The organism is Streptomyces sp. NPDC041124, from assembly GCF_055592385.1.
Genome location: NZ_JBVIYR010000015.1, coordinates 93,920 through 110,205 on the forward strand (window position 1 = coordinate 93,920; position 16,286 = coordinate 110,205).

Annotated in this window: 17 protein-coding genes and 1 riboswitch; of the genes, 1 reads left to right on the forward strand and 16 read right to left on the reverse strand. The window is 71.5% G+C overall.

What is annotated here, in order from left to right; genetic code table 11:
- Nucleotides 1-146: 146 nt before the first annotated feature.
- Complete coding sequence (locus ACZ6A9_RS31290; protein WP_468992536.1) at nt 147-1,076, reverse strand: M23 family metallopeptidase; 930 nt, start codon at nt 1,074-1,076, stop codon at nt 147-149.
- A 2-nt stretch (nt 1,077-1,078) separates the two neighbouring features.
- Nucleotides 1,079-1,242: riboswitch (cyclic di-AMP (ydaO/yuaA leader) on the reverse strand.
- A 607-nt stretch (nt 1,243-1,849) separates the two neighbouring features.
- Between ACZ6A9_RS31290 and ACZ6A9_RS31295 the strand changes: the two genes are divergently transcribed.
- Entirely contained in the window at nt 1,850-2,647 is a 798-nt protein-coding gene (locus ACZ6A9_RS31295) for a tyrosine-protein phosphatase (protein WP_468992541.1), read from the forward strand.
- Nucleotides 2,648-2,675: 28 nt separating this feature from the next.
- On the opposite strand, the gene ACZ6A9_RS31300 is transcribed toward ACZ6A9_RS31295, so the two are convergent.
- From ACZ6A9_RS31300 to ACZ6A9_RS31370, 15 genes are all read right to left on the reverse strand, one after another.
- Nucleotides 2,676-2,804, reverse strand: a complete 129-nt coding sequence (locus tag ACZ6A9_RS31300) for a DUF6126 family protein (protein ID WP_228971769.1) — start codon at nt 2,802-2,804, stop codon at nt 2,676-2,678.
- Nucleotides 2,801-3,415: a helix-turn-helix domain-containing protein gene (locus tag ACZ6A9_RS31305; protein ID WP_468992544.1), complete on the reverse strand. Its 615-nt coding sequence runs from the start codon at nt 3,413-3,415 to the stop codon at nt 2,801-2,803. The genes ACZ6A9_RS31300 and ACZ6A9_RS31305 overlap by 4 nt, the downstream gene beginning before the upstream one ends.
- A 74-nt stretch (nt 3,416-3,489) precedes the next feature.
- A complete protein-coding gene (locus tag ACZ6A9_RS31310) occupies nt 3,490-4,905 on the reverse strand; it encodes an aspartate aminotransferase family protein (RefSeq protein ID WP_468992548.1) in 1,416 nt (471 codons plus the stop codon).
- The gene (locus tag ACZ6A9_RS31315) at nt 4,902-5,060 is read right to left on the reverse strand and encodes a 1-deoxy-D-xylulose-5-phosphate synthase N-terminal domain-containing protein (RefSeq protein WP_468992609.1); all 159 of its coding nucleotides are present in this window, start codon (nt 5,058-5,060) and stop codon (nt 4,902-4,904) included. Before ACZ6A9_RS31315 ends, ACZ6A9_RS31310 begins: the two co-directional genes overlap by 4 nt.
- A gap of 31 nt (nt 5,061-5,091) precedes the next feature.
- Nucleotides 5,092-6,252, reverse strand: a complete 1,161-nt coding sequence (gene ispG / locus ACZ6A9_RS31320; RefSeq protein ID WP_468992552.1) for a flavodoxin-dependent (E)-4-hydroxy-3-methylbut-2-enyl-diphosphate synthase — start codon at nt 6,250-6,252, stop codon at nt 5,092-5,094.
- A gap of 4 nt (nt 6,253-6,256) precedes the next feature.
- Nucleotides 6,257-7,279: an adenosyl-hopene transferase HpnH gene (hpnH, locus tag ACZ6A9_RS31325; protein ID WP_468992554.1), complete on the reverse strand. Its 1,023-nt coding sequence runs from the start codon at nt 7,277-7,279 to the stop codon at nt 6,257-6,259.
- Between the two features lie 5 nt (nt 7,280-7,284).
- A complete protein-coding gene (locus ACZ6A9_RS31330) occupies nt 7,285-7,926 on the reverse strand; it encodes a phosphorylase family protein (RefSeq protein WP_468992558.1) in 642 nt (213 codons plus the stop codon).
- Nucleotides 7,926-9,956 carry a squalene--hopene cyclase gene (gene shc / locus ACZ6A9_RS31335; protein WP_468992562.1) on the reverse strand — a complete coding sequence of 677 codons (2,031 nt, stop codon included), beginning with the start codon at nt 9,954-9,956 and terminating at the stop codon, nt 7,926-7,928. Before shc ends, ACZ6A9_RS31330 begins: the two co-directional genes overlap by 1 nt.
- Before the next feature lie 119 nt (nt 9,957-10,075).
- On the reverse strand, nt 10,076-11,140 hold the full coding sequence (locus tag ACZ6A9_RS31340; protein WP_468992606.1) for a polyprenyl synthetase family protein: 1,065 nt from the start codon (nt 11,138-11,140) through the stop codon (nt 10,076-10,078).
- 71 nt (nt 11,141-11,211) lie between these two features.
- A complete protein-coding gene (gene hpnE / locus ACZ6A9_RS31345) occupies nt 11,212-12,639 on the reverse strand; it encodes a hydroxysqualene dehydroxylase HpnE (protein WP_468992566.1) in 1,428 nt (475 codons plus the stop codon).
- Nucleotides 12,636-12,758, reverse strand: coding sequence for a DUF6380 family protein (locus ACZ6A9_RS31350; RefSeq protein ID WP_468992569.1), 123 nt, complete (start codon nt 12,756-12,758; stop codon nt 12,636-12,638). Before ACZ6A9_RS31350 ends, hpnE begins: the two co-directional genes overlap by 4 nt.
- A complete protein-coding gene (gene hpnD / locus ACZ6A9_RS31355) occupies nt 12,758-13,708 on the reverse strand; it encodes a presqualene diphosphate synthase HpnD (RefSeq protein ID WP_468992571.1) in 951 nt (316 codons plus the stop codon). The genes ACZ6A9_RS31350 and hpnD overlap by 1 nt, the downstream gene beginning before the upstream one ends.
- Nucleotides 13,705-14,616: a squalene synthase HpnC gene (gene hpnC, locus ACZ6A9_RS31360; protein ID WP_468992574.1), complete on the reverse strand. Its 912-nt coding sequence runs from the start codon at nt 14,614-14,616 to the stop codon at nt 13,705-13,707. The genes hpnD and hpnC overlap by 4 nt, the downstream gene beginning before the upstream one ends.
- 373 nt (nt 14,617-14,989) lie before the next feature.
- A complete protein-coding gene (locus ACZ6A9_RS31365; RefSeq protein ID WP_468992577.1) occupies nt 14,990-15,769 on the reverse strand; it encodes an ABC transporter ATP-binding protein in 780 nt (259 codons plus the stop codon).
- A partial coding sequence (locus tag ACZ6A9_RS31370; RefSeq protein ID WP_468992580.1) for an ABC transporter permease occupies nt 15,762-16,286 on the reverse strand: 525 nt, incomplete at its 5' end. The genes ACZ6A9_RS31365 and ACZ6A9_RS31370, both read right to left, overlap by 8 nt.

Below are 16,286 nucleotides of genomic sequence, written 5' to 3' on the forward strand. Positions count from 1 at the left end.
TGTGACCTACGCGACCGTAGGCAGGGGTTGACGCGCGGTGAGATAAGCCACTCCCGGGTGTCGGCCCTTTCCGGAATACGCCGAAGGCCGGCCCCGGGGGTGGGAGCCGGCCTTCGGCGCGCGGGTCAGGAAGGGTGCCGCAGGGGTCAGATGGAGACGCCCTTGGAGCGGAGGTAGGAGACCGGGTCCACGTCCGAGCCGTAGCTCGGACCGGTGCGGATCTCGAAGTGCAGGTGCGGGCCGGTCGAGTTGCCGGTCGAGCCGGAGAGGCCGACCTGCTGGCCGCCGCTCACGGTCTGGCCGGCGGAGACGGACAGCGAGGACAGGTGGGCGTACTGGGCGTAGTGGCCGTCGTCGAGCCTGATGACGACCTGGTTGCCGTACGCGCCGGCCCAGCCCGCGGAGACGACCGTGCCGGAGCCGACGGCCTTCAGCGAGGTGCCGGTCGGGACGGCGAAGTCGACACCGGTGTGGTAGCCGCTGGACCACATGCTGCCGGCCACCTTGTAGGCGGTGCCGAGGCTGCCGCCGAGCACCGGGGAGCTGTAGCCGGAGGAGGCCTGGTTCGCGGTCGTCTGCGTGGACGCCTGCGGGGCGGTCCGCTCGGACGACTGCTGCGCCGGCTTCTCGGCGGGCTTCTCGGCCTTCGGCGCGGCCGGCTTGGGCGCGGCGGGCTTCGGCGTGGCGGACTTCTCCGGGGCCTCGGCGGCCTTGCCGTCCACGGAGAGCTTCAGGCCCGGGTGGATCAGTGACGGGTCGTCACCGACGACCTGGCGGTTGTCCGCGTAGAGCTTCTTCCAGCCACCGTCGACCTGCTCCGCCTCGGCGATCTTCGCGAGGTAGTCGCCGGCCTTCACGGTGTAGGTGCGGCCCTCACCGCTCTTCGCGGCGGCGGCCTTGTCGCTGGTGACGGAAAGGGACTGGACGGTCTTCTCGGGAGCCGACTGCGGGGCGGCGTGCGCGCCGGTGGCGCCGAGGAGCGGCAGGGCGAGTGCGGCGCCACCGGTTCCGGCGACGGCGATGGAACGGGTGAAACGCTGAGCCTTGGTACGGCGGTGCTTACCCTTCGCGGGCATGACGATTTCCTCTCCGGCGCCTACGAGGTGAGCTGTCGGGTTCGGACTGGAGATGCCCGGCCGCGAATTCACGCGACTTAACCCCAAGCCGTTCCGGAGACCGGAACAGGCAGTCGTACCTGTGGGTCCCCCGCTCCTGCCGTACACGGGTCAGTGTGTGCGGGCTCCGGGCGGCGGCAGGATTAGGCGTCCGTCCGGATCGGTTGGGAACGTAAGCGACCCGGATGCGAACGGACAAGCGAAGGTTCGCCGCGAACGCTCTTTTTCGTGATCCACGGGGCGAAACGACGTCACCGAGCGTCGACCCGGATGCGGATTCCCCGCGTGAATTCCCTTGCCGTTCCGCTGAATTACGTGAACATGGCGACAACACACCGTCACCGATATGACGATGCTCACGCACCCCCTCCCCATCTCCTGCCCTATGGGGGCACGTTGGATCCAAACTGACTAATCGGACAGAAAGCGTGAATCAGGCGATCGTGGACGCCCGGGCCGGGACGCCTCCACACCCGGATCACCCTCGGTCCGGGGACGGGGGCGAGGCATTTCCATGCACTTAGTCCCTTTGAAGGCATTCAGTCCGATGTGACCCGAGATGACCATCTGGACGGCGCGGGGCGGGACGCCCCCGGGCCGTCGAGATCATCGCGGTCGTGGAGTGGTCGGGGCCTGCCTGTGGACAACTCATTGCCCCAGGCAGGCAATGTCGTATCGTCATGTGGTGCCCGTCGACGAGCCGCGGCGACGGCGCGGAGTGGGAGGAGTCCTTCGTGACGCAGCAGATCCCGTCGACCGAACCGGAGCTGGCCGGAGTACGCAACTTCCGCGACGTGGGCGGACTGCCGACCGTGGACGGACGGCGGGTGCGGCACGGAGTGCTGTTCCGCAGCGGTCACCTCGCCCACGCGACCGCGGAGGACGCCGTGTTCCTGTCCTCGCTGGGGCTGCACACGGTCTTCGACTTCCGCAACGCGGCCGACCAGAGGCTGGAGGGGGCGGACGTCGAGCTGCCGGGCGTGCGCAACGTGAACCTGCCGCTCAGCGACCCGGCGGACGGCGCCGAGTTCTGGCGGATGGTCCGCGACGGGGACCTGGACCAGCTGCGCTCGGTCCTCGCGGACGGCAAGGCCGCGGACCGGATGATCAGCTCCTACCGTCTGATCATCAAGGAGCGCACCGCCGAGCACGCGCTGGTGCTGCGCTCGCTCGCCGAGGACAGCGTCCCCGCGCTGATGCACTGCGCGGCGGGCAAGGACCGCGCGGGCCTGTCGGTGGCGGTGACGCTGCTCGCGCTGGGCGTCGAGCGGGACGCGATCGTCGACGACTACCTGAAGTCCAGCGCCAAGCACCGCCGCTACAAGGTGCACCGCAGCGGCAGCTCCGCCTCGGCCTACTCCCCCGAGGTGATGGAGCTGCTCGACCCCCTGTTCGACGCCCGGGCGGAGTACCTGTCGGCCGCCTTCGAGACCGTCGAGGAGACGTGGGGCGGCGTGGAGCCGTACCTGGAGCAGGGTCTCGGACTCACGGACGCGGACCGGGAGCGGCTGCGCTCGCGCATGCTCGACTGAGACGGCGCCCGGCGCCCCGTGCCGGGCCCTACTTCTTGGGAGCCACCTCGAACAGGAAGTAGATGAAGGCCGCGAGGATGTGCCCCACCACCACGTAGATGAACAGCCGCACCCACATGGCGCGGGGCAGCTTCTCCTCCAGGTCCTTGCCGGTCATATCGCGTCTCCGTGGATCGGGCCCAGGCACAGCGCGGCCGTGGGACTCTGCAGCAGGGTGTGGACGAACAGCAGCTCGACCCCGTCGGGATCGGACGCGTCGATACGGTGCGGGGTCAGCGAGTCGAAGTGCGCGCTGTCGCCCGGGGCGAGCCGGTGCAGGGTGTCCCCGAGGCGCAGCCGCAGCCGTCCCCTGAGGACGTACAGCCACTCCTCACCGGGGTGGACGCGCACGATGTCGCCCTGGGAACCGTGCGGCACGTGGACCCGCAGCGCCTGCATGCCGCGCCCCGCGGCACCGGCCGGCCAGTAGGTCCAGCCGCCCGCGGTGGTGGAGTCCATGTCGGAGGCCCGCACCACCGCGTCCCGGTCGGCGGACGTCTCGCCGAGCAGCTCGGAGACGGTCGTACCGTAGATGCGGGCGAGGGAGAGCAGCATCGGCAGGGAGGGCTGGCGCTGCCCGGTCTCCAGACGGGAGAGGTGGGCGGGCGACAGCCCCGCGTCGCGGGCGGCGACCTCCAGGGTCAGTGAGGCCCGTCGCCGCAGGGCGCGCAATTGCGGCGCGACCGCGGGGAGCGCGCCGGCCGGCGGCTCGGTCTCGGAGGAGCTCATGGCTCCATTCAGCCGGACTTTTGCCCCTGTGGCAATTTTCTTGCCTGGGAGGCAAAATCCTCGGGGTCGCCCGGTCAGCGGTCGGTGACCGCCTGTTTCACCAGCGTCCTGCCGAACTCCCAGATGAGTCCGCCGTCGTGCGCGTCGTCCATCACGGCGGTGAAGGCGTGCACGAACCGCTCCACGTCCGCCTCGTCGATGATCAGCGGCGGGATCAGTTTGATCACCTCCATGTGGTCCCCCGACACCTGGGTGAGGATGCGGTGCCGCTGCAGCAGCGGCACGACCACCATCTGTGCGAAGAGGCCCGGGCGGGCGGCCTGCAGCATGGTCCAGCGCGAGCGCAGCCGCAGCGACCGGGGCCGGCCGAACTCGATGCCGATCATCAGGCCCCGGCCGCGGACGTCGGCGAGCAGCTCGTACGTGTCGACGAGGGCGGCCAGCCGGGACCGCAGCAGTTCCCCGGTGGTCCGCACGTGCGCGACGATCCGCTCGTTCTCCATGACCGACAGCACCGCGAGGCCCGCCGCCATGGCCTGGGCGTTGGCCCCGAAGCTGGCCGAGTGGACCAGCACCCGGTCCATCGACGAGAAGACCTTCTTGAAGATCCAGTCCTTGCCGATGGTCGCCCCCACCGGCACGTACCCGCCGGAGAGCGCCTTGGCCACGCACAGCAGGTCCGGCTCCACGCCCTCCTCGTGCTGGTAGGCGTAGAAGTCGCCGGTCCTGCCCAGCCCGGTCTGCACCTCGTCGGCGATCAGCAGGGCCTTGTGCCGGTGCAGCAGCTCCTGCGCGGCCCGCAGGTAGCCGGGCGGCGCCGCGTGCACGCCCTTGCCCTGGATCGGCTCGACGATCAGGGCGGCCACGTCGCCCCGGCGCAGTTCCCGCGCCAGGGCGTCGAGGTCCCCGAGCGGTACGGCCGTGTCCGGCAGCAGCGGGGCGAAGCCGTCCCGGAAACCGGCCTCGCCGTTGACGGACAGGGAGCCGGTGGTCAGGCCGTGGAAGGCGTGCTCGCAGTACAGCACCCGCGGCCGCCCGGTCACGTACCGGGCGAACTTGAGCGCGCCTTCGACCGCCTCGGTGCCGCTGTTGCCGAAGAACACCCGGTCCAGGTGCGGGCTGTGCGCGAGCAGCCGCTCGGCCAGCAGACCGGGCAGCGGCTGGCAGTCGAAGCGGGTGAGGTCGGCGAGGGAGGCGTCCAGGACGTCGTGCAGTGCCTTGCGGACCACCGGGTGGTGGCGGCCGAGACCCATCACACCGAACCCGGCGAGCATGTCCAGGTGGTCGTTGCCGTCGGCGTCCCAGAAGTGGGCGCCCTCGGCCCGCTCGTAGACCTTGTCGAAGCCGATGGTGCGCAGCATGCGCGGAAGCTGGTGGTTGAGGTACCGGGTGTGCAGCTCGTAGCGCTCGGCCCCGCGCTCGGCCAGCAGCGCGCCGAGGTCGAAGTCCCCGGTGTGCGACGAGTCCGACGCGGACTCCGCCATCGTCATGCCTGGTGCTCCTGTGGGTGCTGTGACTGATGTCCGATGTCCTCCCGGACGGCGGGCACCAGGAACTCCCGGATCTCGGGCGACAGTTCGCCCAGTTGTGTCTCGGAAAGCGCCTGCTGGTCGTGCGGCTGCCGGATGTGCTCCAGGATCGTCACGCTCGGGCCCCCTTCGCGAGTGCCGTGGTGTTCAGCTCACGGTGACGGCCGGCTCCCCCGGCGCGATGCCGTCCTTCTCCATCTGCTCGGCGATCTTCATCGCCTCCTCGATCAGCGTCTGGACGATCTTCGACTCGGGCACGGTCTTGATGACCTCGCCCTTCACGAAGATCTGGCCCTTGCCGTTGCCGGAGGCGACACCGAGGTCGGCCTCGCGGGCCTCGCCCGGCCCGTTCACCACACAGCCCATGACGGCCACGCGCAGCGGCACCTCCATCCCGTCCAGCCCCGCGGTGACCTCCTCGGCGAGCTTGTACACGTCGACCTGGGCCCGGCCGCAGGACGGGCAGGAGACGATCTCCAGCCGGCGTTCCCTCAGCCCCAGTGACTGGAGGATCTGGATGCCGACCTTGACCTCCTCGGCCGGCGGCGCGGACAGCGAGACGCGGATGGTGTCGCCGATGCCCTCGCTGAGCAGCGCCCCGAAGGCGACCGCCGACTTGACCGTGCCCTGGAACGCCGGGCCGGCCTCGGTGACACCGAGGTGCAGCGGGTAGTCGCAGGCCTCGGCGAGCATCCGGTAGGCGTTGATCATGATGACCGGGTCGTTGTGCTTGACGGAGATCTTGATGTCCCGGAAGCCGTGTTCCTCGAAGAGGGACGCCTCCCACAGGGCGGACTCGACGAGTGCCTCCGGGGTGGCCCTGCCGTACTTCTGGAGCAGGCGCCGGTCCAGCGAGCCGGCGTTGACGCCGATGCGGATCGGGGTGCCGTGGTCCTTGGCGGCCTTGGCGATCTCCTTGACCCGGTCGTCGAACTGCTTGATGTTGCCCGGGTTGACGCGGACGGCGGCGCAGCCGGCCTCGATCGCCGCGAAGACGTACTTGGGCTGGAAGTGGATGTCGGCGATGACCGGGATCTGCGACTTCTTGGCGATCACCGGGAGGGCGTCCGCGTCGTCCTGCGTGGGGCAGGCCACGCGGACGATCTGGCAGCCGGACGCGGTGAGCTCGGCGATCTGCTGGAGGGTCGCGCCGATGTCGCAGGTGCGGGTCGTCGTCATCGACTGCACCGACACCGGGGCGCCCCCGCCGACCGCCACCGGTCCGACCTGGATCCGCCGTGACGCACGCCGCTCGGCGAGCGGCGGCGCGGGCACCTCGGGCATGCCGAGCGAGACGGCGGTCGTCATGGCCTCACTCCCGGTTTCCGGGAACGGTCTCGCGCAGGGCGCGCAGCGACTCCTTCAGCGATCCCATGGTGGCGAGGACGGCGGTCGGCTCGTAACCGCAGTGCGCCATGCAGTTGGCACAGCGCGGGTCCTTGCCGCGGCCGTACCGGTCCCAGTCGGTGTCCTCGATCAGTTCCCGGTACGTCGGCACGTAGCCGTCGCTCATCAGGTAGCAGGGACGCTGCCAGCCGAAGAGCGAGTAGTTCGGGATCGCCCACGCCGTGCAGGGGAAGTCGACCTTGCCTTCGAGGAAGTCCAGGAAGAGCGGCGAGTGGTTCAGCCGCCAGCGGCGCCGGTTGCCGCCCGCGAAGGCCTTCCTGAACAGCTCCCGGGTCTGCTCCACGCCCAGGAAGTGCTCCTGGTCGGGGGCCTTCTCGTAGGCGTAGGCGGGCGAGATCATCATCTCGTCGACGCCCAGGTCGTCGTTGAGGTAGTTGAGCACCTCGACGACGGTCTGCGGGGTGTCGGTGTTGAAGAAGGTCGAGTTGGTGGTGACCCGGAAGCCGCGCCGCTTGGCCTCCTTGATGGCCTCCACGGCCTCGTCGAAGACGCCTTCCTTCGCCACGGACTCGTCGTGCCGCTCGCGCAGTCCGTCGATGTGCACGGCGAAGGCGAAGTAGGGCGAGGGCGTGAACAGGTCCATCTTCTTGCGCATGAGCAGGGCGTTGGTGCACAGGAAGACGTACTTGCGCCTGGCCACCAGCTGGCGTGCGATCTCGTCGATCTGGGGGTGCATCAGGGGTTCGCCGCCGGCGATCGACACCATCGGTGCCCCGGACTCCAGGACGGCGCCGACGGCCTGGGCGACGGGCATCCGCTGCTTGAGCACCCCGGCCGGGTGCTGGATCTTGCCGCACCCCTCGCACTTGAGGTTGCAGGCGAAGAGCGGTTCCAGTTCGACGATGAGCGGAAACTTGTCCCGCCTGCGGAGCTTCTGTTCGGCCAAGTATGTAGCGACCTTGATGGACTGACGCAGCGGCATGGCCATCTGGCTCACCTCCTGGGGAGCAGCAAGGAACGGTGCCATTCATAGAAAGCCGGAAGGACGGAACGAAGGACACGGAAAGCCGATATTCCACCGCGGACCGTGCCGATGCGGACCAGCTCGTGCTCAGGAGCGTCCACGACCACCCGGACGGCCGCAACCGGGCGCTCGCCCGTACGGACGGCGCTCAGGAGCGTGGCCGCCGATTCCATGTCGGCCGCGATCGCGCCGGTGGCGAGCAGATCGGACCGTTCGTGGCCGCGGACGACATGGTCGGACCCGGTGAGCGGACCGGTGTGCACGGTGCGCCCGGGCACCGCCCGCACCAGCTCCTTCACCAGCAGCTCGGTCCCCACGCAGGGGACGGTTCCGCGCGGGTCGCGCGTCTCCCCGGCGACGACCAGGTCGCCGGGGTGCATGCCGGGCGCCAGCCCGGCGCAGAAGCCGGTGGCCAGGACGGCCGCCTCGCGCAGCTCCCCGGTGGCGAGCACCCCGGTGACGGACCGCTCGGCCGCCGCCGGGCCCATGCCGGTGCGCAGGACGGTCACCGGCCCGCCCGGCCTGCCGCGTTCACGCCTGCGCAGGGCGAACTGCTCGATGCCGAGTGCGCAGGCGATCAGCAGCGGGACCGGGGCGGGCCGGGGAGTCATCAGCCGCCCTTCGCCTCGGCGAGGGCCCGCTGTCCGGCGCCGGCCGGTCTCCCGCTGAAGGGTTCCCCGTGCACGTACCGGCCGAGCGCGGTGAGCGGGAAGACCTGCCGGTAGAGGTGGTAGTTGATGGAGAAGTCCCAGGGGAAGCCGGTGCCGGTGAAGTACGGCTCGTCCCAGGAGCCGTCCTCGCGCTGGGTGGACACCAGCCACTCGATGCCGCGCTCGACGGCTCCGGAGTCGCGCTCCCCCGCCGCCAGCAGCGCCATCAGGGCCCACGCGGTCTGCGAGGCGGTGGAGGCCCCCCTGCCGCTCCACTCCCGGACGTAGCGGTAGGAGCGCAGGTCCTCGCCCCAGCCGCCGTCGTCGTTCTGCACCTTCTCCAGCCAGGCCACCGCCCGCCGGATCGCCGGGTGCGAGCCGGGGAAGCCCGCCGCGGTCAGCGCGGGCACCACGGAGCCGGTGCCGTAGAGGTAGTTGACGCCCCAGCGTCCGAACCAGGAGCCGTCGAGCTCCTGTTCGGCGAGGAGCCACCGGATGCCGCGGCGGGTGCGCGGGTCGTGGGCGAGGCCCTCGACGGCGAGCATCTCCACGACGTGGGCGGTGACATCGGCCGACGGCGGGTCGATGACCTCGCCGAAGTCGCAGAACGGCAGCCGGTTGGGGAAGGGGCTGGTGTTGTCGACGTCGAAGGCGCCCCACGCGCCGTTCTTCGACTGCATGCCGAGGTTCCAGCGGACGCCGCGCCCGATGGCGCTGTCCAGGCGCTCGGGGTCGTGGTGCTTGACCCGGCGCAGGGCGAGGACGACCTCGGCGGTGTCGTCGATGTCGGGGTAGTTGTCGTTGTGGAACTCGAACGCCCAGCCGCCGGGCGGCAGATGGGGCCGGCGCACGGACCAGTCGCCGGGCCGCACGATCTGCTCGCCGAGCATCCAGTCGGCTGCCCTGACCAGTTGGGGGTGGTCGGCGGGCAGCCCGGCGTCGGCCAGGGCGATGGTGGCGAGGCAGGTGTCCCACACCGGGGACTGGCAGGCCTCGATCATCCGGGCCCCGTCCTCGCGCCACACGGCGAACCGGTCCAGCGACTGAAGGCCCGCGCGCATCACCGGGTGGTTCAGGTCGTAGCCGAGCAGGTGCAGCGCGATGACGGAGTACACGGCCGGGGGCTGGATGCCGCCCCAGCAGCCGTCGTTCTCCTGCCGCTCGATGATCCAGCGGGCGGCGGTGTTCATCGCCGCCCGGCGCAGCCGGCGCGGGACCGCCCGGCGCAGGGCGTGCAGGCCCTTGTCCAGGCGCTGGAAGGCGCCGTCCCAGCTCCTCACCGGCGCGAGGGGCCGGGGAGGGTTCGGGTGGTGCGGGTCGGTGTGCAGTTCGTCCAGCGGGAACGGGGCGGGCCGCACCGGCCGCTCGGCGGAGACGATCGTCAGCGGCACGATGGTCTGCCGCGCCCAGCAGCCGAAGTCGTAGATGTTGAGCGGCACCCAGGACGGGAACCAGATGAGTTCGGGCGGGAGTTCGGGCAGGTCCTCCCACTTCCACCAGCCGAACAGGGCCAGCCAGATCCGGGTGAAGACCCGGGACGCGGCGATGCCGCCCCGGTCGCGGATCCAGGCGGAGGCGCGCGCCATGTGCGGGGCGTCGGGCGGGTCACCCGCCAGACGCAGGGCGACGTAGGCCTCGATGGTGGCGGAGAGGTCACCGGGTCCGCCGTGGAAGGTGGCCCAGGTGCCGTCCTCGCGCTGCTCCCCGCGGATGAACAGGGCGGCCGCGCGGGTGGTGTCCTCGTCGCGGATGCCGAGGAACTGACGCAGCAGCAGGTCCTCGGCGTCCATCGTGACGTTGGTCTCGAGGTCGCCCTTCCACCAGCCCTGGTCGTCCTGCCGGGACAGCAGGAAGTCGGTGGCGCGCCGCATGGCGCGGGCGGCTCTGTCGGGAACCCCGGCCGCCTCGGGGATGTCGGTGTCGTTTTCGCTGGCCGCGGTCACGCGGGACGGGAGGGCCGCCCCGGTGCTTCCGTCGGTCGTCGCTGTCATGGCTTCCCCTTCGTGCAGTCCTGCAAGCGGTGCGTCTGCTGTGGGTCCGCCGTCGGCCGGTGCCGTTCTCCCCTGGGCGCCGGCCGGCGACTAAGCGAGGGCTATTCGACCGATAGTGATCATCTCTTTCGTACGACGACGAAGTCCGCGAGCGCCGTGAACTGCTCCCGCACCCGGTCGGGCATGTCCACGGCGTCGAGGGCCTCGATGGCGATGGTGTGCTGACGGCGTGCCTCGCCGGCGGTCCACTCGCGGCCGCCGGCCTCCTCGATGAGGGCGGCACGGGCCGCGAACTCCTCCTCGGAGAAGTTCGCGAAGTCGCTGCTCTTGGCGTCGGCGGCGAGGATGTCGCCGAGCCGCCGGGAGGCGGGGCCGTCGGCGGCGAGCGCCGCCACGACCGGGAGGGACTTCTTGCGCTGGCGCAGGTCGCTCCAGGTCTGCTTGCCGGTGGCCTCCGGGTCGCCCCAGATGCCGAGGAGGTCGTCGACGGCCTGGAAGGCGAGGCCGAGGTGGTAGCCGTACCTCTCCAGCGCGTCGGCGGTGCGGTCGTCGGCACCGCCGAGGACCGCGCCGATGGAGCTGGCGCAGGCGAGCAGGGCGCCGGTCTTGTTGCCCTCCATCTCCAGGCACTCCTCGACGCTGACGCGGTCGCGGTGTTCGTAGGAGATGTCCTGGGCCTGACCGTCGATCAGGGCGCGGCTCGCGGTCGCCAGCCGCCGGGTGGCGCGGCCGGCCTCGACGGTGCCGAGTTCGAGGAGCACCTCGTTGGCCAGGGCGAAGAGCGCGTCGCCGACGAGGATGGCCTGGGCGGGGCCGTGCACCTTCCAGACGGTGTCGCGGTGCCGGCGCTGCTCGTCGCCGTCCATCAGGTCGTCGTGCAGCAGTGAGAAGTTGTGGACCAGTTCGACGGCGACCGCGCCGGGTACGCCGGTCTCCGGGGCGGCACCGGTGACCTCGGCGGACAGCACCGCGAGCGCGGGGCGCACGGCCTTGCCGCCGTCCCCGTCGGCGGGCCGGCCCTGGGCGTCGATCCAGCCGAAGTGGTAGGCGGCGACCGTGTCCATGGGAGGTGCCAGGCGGTCGACGGCCGCCCGCAGTACCGGCGTGGCCAGGGTCCGCCCGCGCTCCAGGAGCGCGGCGACGTCCACCGCGGTCCTTCGAGCGGCGTGCGAGGCCGGGGGCACAGTGGGCACAGTCTCTCCTCTTGTCGCGGTACCGGGGGTGCGGGGTCCTGCCGCGCCGCTCCGTTGCAGCATCAGGCCGCCTCCTCGATGGCGAAGAGGTGGCGGGGGCGGGGCCGGCCGAGGGCGCCCAGTGCGGCGTCCGCCGCGCCGACGCCGCTGCGGACCGCGCTCTCCATGGTCGCGGGCCACCCGGTGGCGGTCCACGCTCCGGCCAGGTAGAGGCCGGGTGCCTTGGTGCGGGCGCCGGGCCTGAGGCGTCCGACGCCGGGTGCGGGAGCGAACGTGGCGGTGCGCTCCCGGGTGACGAAGAAGTCCTCGACCCGCGCGTCGCGGGTACGCGGCAGCAGCCGGCGCAGCTCGGGCAGGTAGCGGTCGCGCAGCGCGGCGACCGGCTCGTCGATGTCGGCCTGGGCGACCGACTGGGACACCGCCAGGTACTGGCCGCGCTCCAGTCCTGAGGCGTCGGTGCGGTCGAAGACCCACTGCACGGGGGTGCCGAGGGCCGCGAAGAACGGCCGGGTGAGCACCTGCCGGTCGTAGATCACGTGGACGTTGAGGATCGGCGCGGTGCCGATGCCGAGGAGCCGTTCGGGTGCGTCGAGCGCGCCGGCGGGCAGCAGGTCGTACGCCTCGCGCTGCGGTACGGCGAGCACGACCGCGTCGGCCGTGATCGTCTCGCCGGGCACGTGGACGCTCCACCCGCCGTCCGCGTGTGCGGAGACGGAGGTGACCCGGGTACGGACCTCGGTCCGCACTCCGGCGGCGTCGAGCGCCTCGCGGGCGAGCCGGTCGTGCAGGTCGCCCAGCGGCACCCGGGCCCAGCCGATGTCGGCGGCCGAGGGGTCGGAGAGCAGACCGGTCTTGAACACCATCGCGGCGAGCGCGAGGGACGTGTCGTCCGCGACCGCGTTGAGGGTGGCGATCCCGACCAGGTCCCACAGGGCCTCGACGGCGCGCGCCGACTGGCCGTGCGCGGCCAGCCAGCTGCCGAAATCCTGCTCGTCCAGGGCCGGATCGGCGAGGTCGAGTCCCTTCAGCGCGAGCGCGGCCCGGCCCACCCCGGCCCGCTCGGCCAGCGACAGGTGCGGATAGGAGGCGAGGCTGCGGCCCAGGTGCAGGGGCACCGGCAGCGCGTCGCGCCGCAGCCTGCCGAGCCGCCGCCCCTCGGGACGCGCGAGGTCGAGCACGGGTACGTCGAGACGGTTCTGCAGGGGTGCCAGCGCCGCTCCGCCGATCCGGTCGAGGAACCAGCGGTAGGCGGTGCAGCAGCGCAGGTACACGTGCTGGCCGTTGTCGACGGTCAGGTCGCCGCGCCGGAAGGAGAAGGCGAGCCCGCCCAGGCGCGGCCGGCCCTCGAGCAGCGTGACGCCCACTCCGGCGTCGGCGAGGGCGAGCGCGGCGGTGACGCCGGCGATCCCGCCGCCGACCACGACGGCGTGCCGTCCGGCCGGCGCGGGGCCGTCCGTGTGCGGACCCCCGGTGCGTGTGCCGTGGCTCATGCGCCCTCCCCCGCCCGGCCGGACCGCGCCAGCGGTGCGCGAGGGGCCGTCTCGGTCTGGGACGCGGCGTCGGGGCGGAAGGTTGCCCGCCGTTTCCCGCCGGGGAGCGGGGTGTCCATCAGGCCCACCTCCTGACGGTGCGCCGGTTCACGTTCCGGGTGTCCAGGCCCGACAGACCGCGCACCGCGACGTAGGCCTTCTCCCGGCCGGGCAGGGAGACCCGGCCGCGCAGCACGGCCTCCGGGTCGCGCTCGATGCGGTCCAGGAGCCGGCGGTAGATGCCGGCCATGGCGGCCACGCAGGCGCCGCTGCGCCGGTCGAGCATGGGGAGCAGCCGGTAGCCCTCGGCGAAGAGGGCGCGGGCCCTGCGCACCTCGAAGTGCACCAGGCCCGCGAAGTCGGAGCCCTCCGGCGGGGTCGGTCCGCCGAATCCGGCGGAGCAGCCGAACTTGGCGAGGTCGTCCGAGGGAAGGTAGGTGCGCCCGCCCTCGGCGTCCTCCCGGACGTCCCTGAGGATGTTGGTGAGCTGGAGCGCGAGCCCCAGCGTGTCGGCGTACTCGGCGGCACGCTCGGAACCGCGTGCGCCGGGTTCGGTACCGAACACACCGAGCGAGAGCCTGCCGATGGCCCCCGCGACACAGCGGCAGTAGACCTTGAGGTCGTCCCAGGTCTCGTACGTCTCGCCGCGTACGTCCTTCTGGACGCCGTCGATGAGTTCGTCCAGGCCGCCGAGCGGAATCGGGAAGCGCGCGGCGGCGTGCGCGAGGGCGACGGCGACCGGGTCGGTGTCGTCCTCCTCGACCGCTCCGGCGCGGATCCGCGAGAGCAGCGCCCGGGTGTCGTCCAGCCGGGCGACCTTGACGTCGTCCGCGAGAGCGCCGTCGCCGATGTCGTCGACCCGCCGGGAGAACGCGTACAGCGCCGACATCGCCCGCCGCTGGGGCGTGGGCAGCAGCCGGATGCCGTAGGCGAAGTTGCGTGCCTGCTGTCCGGTGACGGTCTCGCAGTAGCTGTAGGCGGCGAGTACCGGTGCGGACGCGAGTGGTTGCGACTCCACGGTCCGGATCACCCCTTTCCTCGCAGGGTCGGGCCCGCCTCGCGCAGCAGCTGCATCCTGCCGGGCTTGGGCGGGCCGGGAAGTACGTCGTATTCGGCGGCGGCGATGGCCCGGACGGCCGCTCTTCCTCCCGCCACGAACCCCGCGAGCAGCAGCCTGAGCCTGCCGTGGACGCTGCTCACCAGGGGCGCGCCCTCGTCCAGCAGGTCCCGGGCGCGCTGCGCCTGGTACGCGACGAGGGCGCGCACCGAGGCACCGGCGGTGGGTGCGGCGAGGTCCGCCTCCTCGACATGGAAGAGCTTCATGTCCGTGGCGGGCAGGTAGACGCGGTCGCGGCCGAGGTCCTCGGCGACGTCCTGGAGGTGCTCGACGATCTGCAGGGCCGTGCAGATCGCGTCCGAACGGCGGATCCGCTCCGGGGTGGCGGTCCCGGTGACGGCGAGCACCAGCCGTCCGACCGGATTGGCCGACAGTTCGCAGTAGGCCAGCAGGTCGTCGTAGGTCTCGTAGCGCTTGACGAGCTGGTCCTGGCGGTTCGCGGCGATCAGGCCGAGGAAGGGCTCGGGGGCCAGCGCGTGACGGCGGACCGTCGGCTGCAGCCGGAGCAGCAGCGGATGGCGGGGCTCCGGACCTGCCGGGTCGAACACCCGGTGCAGGTCGGCCTCGAAGGCGTCCAGCAGGACCAGCCGGTCGTCCGCCTCGTCCGCCGGGACTCCGAGGAGGCGCGCGTCGGCGCCGCCGGGCGCCAGGTCGCCGTCGCCGATGTCGTCGACCAGACGGGCGAAGCCGTACACGGCCATCAGGTCGTCACGCCAGGACCTGGGCAGGAAGAAGGGGGCGACGGGGAAGTTCTCCGCGGCGGCCTTGTCCAGCGTGGCCCGCTCGACGCCGGCGGCGCGCGCCGCAGCGGTGGGCGTCATCGCGGACAGCCCGGGGCGGGGACGGCACACGCTGCGTCGAGCCGGGGAGTCTCCGTAGCCATTGCCGTCACATCTCCCGTTCTACACTGCTGACCCAATACGCACTATTTCGGACACGCCGCCCAGGTTTTCGCCCGGCGGTATCACTGGATGATGCGGGCATTATGGCCCTGATTGCCGCCTTTCGGGACCGCTCCAGCTTACGTCGTACAGCGCGGTGCGCATCGCCGGGGGGTCTCCGGGCATCACGGCAACGAGCGGGACGGCGTCAGGATTCCTCGGGACGACGGGAATTGACGCCGCTTTTGCGGACGCCCGGCCCCGCCGGAGAGTTCCGGCGGGATCCGAGGAGGCCGGAAAGGGGCGAAGCGGACTACTTCCCCGTGAACTTCTCGTATTCCTTGAGCACCTCGTCGGTCGGCCCGTCCATGCGCAGTTCACCGCGCTCCAGCCACAGCACGCGGTCGCAGGTGTCGCGGATGGACTTGTTGTTGTGGCTGACCAGGAAGACCGTCCCGGCGTGCTTGCGCAGCTCCCGGATCCGGTCCTCGGAGCGCTTCTGGAACTTGCGGTCGCCGGTGGCCAGCGCCTCGTCGATCATCAGCACGTCGTGGTCCTTGGCGGCGGCGATGGAGAAGCGCAGCCGGGCCGCCATGCCGGAGGAGTAGGTGCGCATCGGCAGGGTGATGAAGTCGCCCTTCTCGTTGATGCCGGAGAAGTCGACGATCTCCTGGTAGCGCTCCTTGACCTGCTCGCGGGACATGCCCATGGCCAGCCCGCCCAGGATGACGTTGCGCTCGCCCGTCAGGTCGTTCATCAGGGCCGCGTTGACGCCGAGGAGGGAGGGCTGGCCGTCGGTGTAGACCTTGCCCTTCTCCGCGGGCAGCAGCCCGGCGATGGCCCGCAGCAGGGTGGACTTGCCGGAGCCGTTGGAACCGATCAGGCCGATCGCCTCGCCCCGGTAGGCGACGAAGGAGACCCCTCGCACGGCATGCACCTTGCGCACGCCCCGTTCCTCGCCCCGCTTCAGGATGCGGCTCAGCGCCGCCGTGGCACTGCCCTTGCCCGTCCTGGCGCCGTTGACGCGGTAGACGATGTGCAGGTCGTCCGCGATGACGGTGGGCACGCGGGCATCCGTCCTGTCGTCAGCCACGGCCGTACCTCTCCTCGGACTTCCAGAAGTAGACGAAGCCGGCCACGCCGGCCAGCAGCGCCCAGCCCACCGCGAACGCCCACACGTGCGGGGGCAGGTACGAGGAGCCGTAGCCGTCGATCATCGCGAAGCGGACCAGGTCCATGTAGACCGCGGCCGGGTTGAGCTGCAGCACGTCGCTCAGCCAGCCGGGGACGTCCTTGTCGGCCAGCATCGTCGGGATGCTGAACATCACGCCCGAGGCGTACATCCACGTCCGCAGCACGAACGGCATCAGCTGCGCCAGGTCCGGCGTCTTGCTGCCCATCCGCGCGACGATCAGCGCGAGCCCGGTGTTGAACACGAACTGCAGCGTCAGCGCGGGCACGATCAGCAGCCAGGACAGATCGGGGAAGCTGCGGAAGGCCAGCATGACCGCGACCAGCACGATCATCGAGAACAGCAGCTGCTGGAGCTGCTGGAGCGCGAAGGAGATCGGCAGCGAGGCCCGCGGGAAGTGCAGCGCCCGCACCAGGCC

Coding starts and splice junctions, on each gene's coding strand:
- ispG (WP_468992552.1), bottom strand. CDS start 6,252: ATGACGACCGCCGTCTCGCTCGGCATGCCCGAGGTGCCCGCGCCGCCG.
- hpnH (WP_468992554.1), bottom strand. CDS start 7,279: ATGGCCATGCCGCTGCGTCAGTCCATCAAGGTCGCTACATACTTGGCC.
- ACZ6A9_RS31350 (WP_468992569.1), bottom strand. CDS start 12,758: ATGGACACCCCGCTCCCCGGCGGGAAACGGCGGGCAACCTTCCGCCCC.
- ACZ6A9_RS31300 (WP_228971769.1), bottom strand. CDS start 2,804: ATGACCGGCAAGGACCTGGAGGAGAAGCTGCCCCGCGCCATGTGGGTG.
- ACZ6A9_RS31290 (WP_468992536.1), bottom strand. CDS start 1,076: ATGCCCGCGAAGGGTAAGCACCGCCGTACCAAGGCTCAGCGTTTCACC.
- hpnC (WP_468992574.1), bottom strand. CDS start 14,616: ATGACGCCCACCGCTGCGGCGCGCGCCGCCGGCGTCGAGCGGGCCACG.
- ACZ6A9_RS31330 (WP_468992558.1), bottom strand. CDS start 7,926: ATGACTCCCCGGCCCGCCCCGGTCCCGCTGCTGATCGCCTGCGCACTC.
- ACZ6A9_RS31310 (WP_468992548.1), bottom strand. CDS start 4,905: ATGACGATGGCGGAGTCCGCGTCGGACTCGTCGCACACCGGGGACTTC.
- ACZ6A9_RS31305 (WP_468992544.1), bottom strand. CDS start 3,415: ATGAGCTCCTCCGAGACCGAGCCGCCGGCCGGCGCGCTCCCCGCGGTC.
- hpnE (WP_468992566.1), bottom strand. CDS start 12,639: ATGAGCCACGGCACACGCACCGGGGGTCCGCACACGGACGGCCCCGCG.
- shc (WP_468992562.1), bottom strand. CDS start 9,956: ATGACAGCGACGACCGACGGAAGCACCGGGGCGGCCCTCCCGTCCCGC.